Origin of the sequence: Streptomyces niveiscabiei, from assembly GCF_001419795.1 — a bacterium.
Classification (GTDB): Bacteria; Actinomycetota; Actinomycetes; order Streptomycetales; family Streptomycetaceae; genus Streptomyces; species Streptomyces niveiscabiei.
In genome coordinates, this window is sequence record NZ_LIRL01000214.1 from 1 (window position 1) to 5,120 (window position 5,120).

4 protein-coding genes are annotated in these 5,120 nt (G+C 68.7%); 3 read left to right on the top strand and 1 reads right to left on the bottom strand.

Going from position 1 to position 5,120, the window contains the following annotated elements:
- Positions 1 to 47: 47 nt before the first annotated feature.
- Positions 48 to 917 carry a glycerophosphodiester phosphodiesterase gene (locus tag AOK24_RS12015; RefSeq protein WP_055720051.1) on the bottom strand — a complete coding sequence of 290 codons (870 nt, stop codon included), beginning with the start codon at positions 915 to 917 and terminating at the stop codon, positions 48 to 50.
- Between the two features lie 276 nt (positions 918 to 1,193).
- Between AOK24_RS12015 and AOK24_RS12020 the strand changes: the two genes are divergently transcribed.
- The 3 genes from AOK24_RS12020 (at position 1,194) to AOK24_RS12030 (ending at position 4,985) form a co-directional block, all read left to right on the top strand.
- Positions 1,194 to 2,054 (top strand): MHYT domain-containing protein, encoded by an 861-nt coding sequence (locus AOK24_RS12020; RefSeq protein WP_055720052.1) that lies wholly within the window; start codon positions 1,194 to 1,196, stop codon positions 2,052 to 2,054.
- 56 nt (positions 2,055 to 2,110) lie between these two features.
- Positions 2,111 to 4,252 (top strand): excinuclease ABC subunit UvrB, encoded by a 2,142-nt coding sequence (uvrB, locus tag AOK24_RS12025; RefSeq protein ID WP_055720053.1) that lies wholly within the window; start codon positions 2,111 to 2,113, stop codon positions 4,250 to 4,252.
- A 154-nt stretch (positions 4,253 to 4,406) separates the two neighbouring features.
- Positions 4,407 to 4,985 carry a TerD family protein gene (locus AOK24_RS12030; RefSeq protein ID WP_010352498.1) on the top strand — a complete coding sequence of 193 codons (579 nt, stop codon included), beginning with the start codon at positions 4,407 to 4,409 and terminating at the stop codon, positions 4,983 to 4,985.
- Positions 4,986 to 5,120: the final 135 nt, after the last annotated feature.

Consider the following 5,120-nt stretch of genomic DNA (forward strand, 5'->3'; position numbering starts at 1 on the left):
CCGTACGGCCCGCCACCGACAACGCCCCCAGGACCGGCCCCGGCCCCCTACGGCAGCGCGTCCCGCACGACGTCCGGCTTGTTCGTGATGATCCCGTCCACCCCGAACCCGGCGACCTTGCGCGCGTTGACGGCGTCGTCCACCGTCCAGACGTACATCTGGAGCCGCCGGTGGTGCGGCCCCCGCAGCGCGTGCACGGCGGAGACGTACTCGCTCGTGACCGTCGTGTGCGAGGGATTGATCAGATCGGCGAACCGCGCGTAGGACGGCAGATCGGCCACCGCGGGCGTGCCGAGGAACCCGGTGCGGACGGCCGGCTTGAGGCTGTGCACCGTGCGCAGGCTCGCGGCGTCGAAGCTCTGGACGATCAGACGGTTGTTCAGATGCCAGGGATCGAGCCATCCCTCGTTGCCGAGCACCTTGATGATCTGCTGCTCGATACCGGGATAGAGCTGCGGATTCTTGATCTCCAGGAGGAGTTTCTGCCGGTGGGTGTCGAGGCGCTCCACGAACTGCTTCAACGTCGGCACCCGCTCACCCGCGAACGCGGGCCCGAACCAACTCCCCGCGTCGAGCTGGGCGATCTCCGCCGCGGTGAAGTCCTTCACTTTCCACGGCGCCCGGTCCGGAAAGATCTTGGCCGCATTGGTGGTGCGCCTGAGCGTGTCGTCGTGGATCACCACGAGTTCGCCGTCCTTTGTCCGCTGGACGTCGTTCTCGACCCAGGCGACCTCCATTTCGGCCGCTTTGTCGACGGCTGCCAGCGTGTTCTCGGGCGCCTGCGCGGAGGCGCCCCGGTGGGCCACCACGACGGGTGCGGGGCGGGCTGCCGCGCTCGCGTCCGGCGCCTGCGCCAGAAGGACCGCGGCGGTGCCCAGAAGAGCGGTGGAGGTAACGGCGGCTACGCGCGCGTGCATGACGACTCCTCGCTTCCTGTGATCACGTCGGGATTCACTGTGACAGCACAGGGGCGGCGGGGGAGGAGACCGCGGATGGCCACAGAATGAATGGAGACGGCCACACGCGCTCACCCCAGGGGCACAAGTGGGGCAAGGGCGTGTTTCTTTGCCGGAAAATCGTTCGACCATTCCGGTGGGGGTCATACTCTCTGCGTCAACCCTGACCGCTCGGCGGTCCTGGGAAGGGGCGCATTCCAGGGAAAATCAATCAACAGGGCGGAAGGGCAACCCCGCATGCAAGGCACGGTCGACGGATTCAGCTACGGACTCGTCACCCCGCTGGTGGCCTACTTCATGGCCTGCCTCGGCGGTGCCCTCGGTCTGCGCTGTACGACCAGAGCCCTGCTCGTCTCCCACTCCTGGCGCCCAGGCTGGCTCGCCCTCGGCTCGGCGGCGATCGGCTCCGGCATCTGGACGATGCACTTCGTCGCGATGATGGGATTCACCGTCCAGGGCGCACCCATCCGGTACGACAAACCCCTCACGTACGCGAGCCTCGGCGTCGCGATCCTCATGGTCGGCATCGGGATCTTCATCGTCGGCTACAAGGGGGCCTCGGGAACCGCGCTGTTCACCGGAGGGACGATCACCGGCCTCGGTATCGCCTCCATGCACTACCTGGGCATGGCCGGAATGCAGCTCAACGGGCGCCTGGAGTACAACACGTTCACCGTCGCGGCGTCCGTCGCGATCGCCATGGGCGCCGCGACCGCCGCGCTGTGGGCCGCAGGACAGGTCCGGGGCTTCCTGTGGAGCATGGGCGCGAGCCTCGTGATGGGCCTCGCCGTCACCGGCATGCACTACACCGGCATGGCCGCCCTCAGCGTCCACGTGCACGCCGGTGACACCACCTCCGGCGACTCGCCCGCCTCCCTGCTCGCCCCGATGCTGATCGGCCCCCTCGCGTTCCTCGCGCTCGCGGCCGTCGTCGTCGTGTTCGACCCCCTGATGGTCATGGGCAGACCCGCCGTACCGCCCGTCGAGCACAAACCCGGCGTCCCCGCGCACCCGGCCGGCCACCACTCCGGCCGCCGCCCCCGGGTCCGCGCCCGCCGCACCGCCCGCCGCGAGGTCCACGAACCGCAGCGCCGCTGACCCGGAAAACCCCTGATGGGGACGCGTTGTCAGTGGGGGGCCGTACGGTGGATGGCATGCGGCCCGTTTCCAGCATCGAACGTACGGTGGCGCCCTTCGAGGTCGTCAGCCCCTACCAGCCCAGCGGCGACCAGCCGGCGGCCATCGCCGAGCTGGCCCAGCGCATCGAGGCCGGTGAGAAGGACGTCGTCCTCCTCGGCGCGACCGGCACCGGCAAGTCCGCCACCACCGCGTGGATGATCGAGAAGCTCCAGCGCCCCACGCTCGTGATGGCGCCGAACAAGACCCTGGCCGCCCAGCTGGCGAACGAGTTCCGCGAGCTCCTGCCGAACAACGCGGTCGAATACTTCGTCTCGTACTACGACTACTACCAGCCCGAGGCGTACGTCCCGCAGTCGGACACCTACATCGAGAAGGACTCCTCGATCAACGAGGAGGTCGAGCGCCTGCGCCACTCCGCGACGAACTCGCTGCTCACCCGCAGGGACGTCGTCGTGGTCGCCTCCGTCTCGTGCATCTACGGCCTCGGCACCCCGCAGGAGTACGTGGACCGCATGGTCCCCCTGAAGGTCGGCGAGGAGATCGACCGGGACGACCTGCTGCGCCGCTTCGTCGACATCCAGTACACGCGCAACGACCTCGCCTTCACGCGCGGAACGTTCCGGGTGCGCGGCGACACCATCGAGATCTTCCCGGTCTACGAGGAACTCGCCGTCCGCATCGAGATGTTCGGCGACGAGATCGAGGCCCTCTCCACGCTCCACCCGCTCACCGGCGAGATCATCAGCGACGACCAGCAGCTGTACGTCTTCCCGGCCTCCCACTACGTCGCGGGCCCCGAGCGCCTGGAGCGCGCCGCCAACGACATCGAGAAGGAACTCGGCGAGCGCCTCGCCGAACTGGAGAAGCAGGGCAAGCTCCTGGAGGCCCAGCGCCTGCGCATGCGCACGACGTACGACCTGGAGATGCTCCGCCAGATCGGCTCCTGCTCCGGCGTCGAGAACTACTCGATGCACTTCGACGGCCGCGAACCGGGCTCCCCGCCCAACACCCTCCTGGACTACTTCCCGGACGACTTCCTGCTGGTCATCGACGAGTCGCACAACACGGTCCCGCAGATCGGCGCGATGTACGAGGGCGACGCCTCCCGCAAGCGCACCCTCGTCGACCACGGCTTCCGCCTCCCCTCGGCGCTCGACAACCGCCCCCTGAAGTGGGAGGAGTTCCAGGAGCGCATCGGGCAGACGGTCTACCTGTCGGCGACCCCCGGCAAGTACGAACTCTCGCGCGCGGACGGCACCGTCGAGCAGATCATCCGCCCCACCGGCCTCATCGACCCCGAGGTCGTCGTCAAGCCCACCGAGGGCCAGATCGACGACCTGGTGCACGAGATCCGCGGCCGGGTCGAGAAGGACGAACGCGTCCTGGTCACCACCCTCACCAAGAAGATGGCCGAGGACCTCACCGACTACTTCCTCGAACTCGGCATCCAGGTCCGCTACCTGCACAGCGACGTCGACACGCTGCGCCGTATCGAGCTCCTGCGCGAACTGCGCGCCGGCGAGTTCGACGTCCTGGTCGGCATCAACCTCCTGCGCGAGGGCCTCGACCTGCCCGAGGTCTCCCTGGTCGCGATCCTCGACGCCGACAAGGAGGGCTTCCTGCGCTCGGGCACCTCCCTGATCCAGACCATCGGCCGCGCCGCGCGCAACGTCTCCGGACAGGTCCACATGTACGCCGACCGGATCACCCCCGCGATGGAGCGCGCCATCGAGGAGACCAACCGGCGCCGCGAGAAGCAGGTCGCCTACAACACGGCGAACGGCATCGACCCCCAGCCTCTGCGCAAGAAGATCAACGACATCGTCGCCCAGATCGCGCGCGAGGAGGTCGACACCGAACAGCTCCTCGGCAGCGGCTACCGCGCCAAGAAGGACGGCCGCGGCACCAAGGCGCCCGTGCCGTCGCTCGGCGAGAAGGCCCGCGCCAAGTCCGCCAAGGCGGCCAGGGGCAAGGCCAAGGACACCGTCCCGACGGACACGCCGGCCGCCGACCTCGCCGACCAGATCGAGGCGATGACCGAGCGGATGCGCGCCGCCGCCGCCGACCTCCAGTTCGAGGTCGCCGCCCGCCTCAGGGACGAGGTCTCCGAGATGAAGAAGGAACTGCGCCAGATGAAGGAGGCGGGCCTGGCATGACCCGCGTATCCGGGAGCGCCGCGCCGTACGCCCTGTGTTGCAGGACCGACACAAAACGCGCTCCCGGGTACGGCACTGTCAGTGGCCTTGCGTAGGGTTCTGGACATCCGCGGAGCCCGCGGGAACAGGGGAAGTTCGAGAGGGGAATCGGCTCGTGACCGTCAACATGACCAAGGGTCAGGCAATCAGTCTTCAGAAGAACGACGGAGGCAGCCTGAGCGCGGTGCGGATGGGTCTCGGCTGGCAGGCGGCCCCCCGGCGCGGCCTGTTCGGTTCCCGCACCCGCGAGATCGACCTCGACGCCTCCGCGGTCCTCTTCGCGGACCAGCAGCCGGTCGACGTCGTGTTCTTCCGCCACCTGGTGAGCGACGACGGCTCGGTGCGCCACACCGGCGACAACCTGGTAGGCGGCGTCGGCCAGGGCGGGGACGACGAGGCGATCCTCGTCGACCTCTCGCGCGTGCCGGTCCACATCGACCAGATCGTCTTCACCGTCAACTCGTTCACGGGCCAGACCTTCCAGGAGGTGCAGAACGCCTTCTGCCGCCTCGTCGACGAGACCAACGGCCAGGAGCTGGCGCGCTACACCCTCGCGGGCGGCGGCAACTACACGGCCCAGATCATGGCCAAGGTGCACCGCGTGGGCCAGGGCTGGTCGATGACCGCCATCGGCACCCCGGCCAACGGCCGCACCTTCCAGGACCTCATGCCGGCCATCCAGCCGGTCCTCTGAGGGCCGCGGCACCACAACCACACAGCACGACACAGGGGGACGACAGGCGATGACGGCCGAGCTGACGCGGGGGCAGAACCATCCGCTCTCCCAGGTCCGCCTGGTGATCAGGGTCTCGGCCGTCATCGCCTGTCG

Coding starts and splice junctions, on each gene's coding strand:
- AOK24_RS12015 (WP_055720051.1), bottom strand. CDS start 917: ATGCACGCGCGCGTAGCCGCCGTTACCTCCACCGCTCTTCTGGGCACC.
- AOK24_RS12020 (WP_055720052.1), top strand. CDS start 1,194: ATGCAAGGCACGGTCGACGGATTCAGCTACGGACTCGTCACCCCGCTG.
- uvrB (WP_055720053.1), top strand. CDS start 2,111: ATGCGGCCCGTTTCCAGCATCGAACGTACGGTGGCGCCCTTCGAGGTC.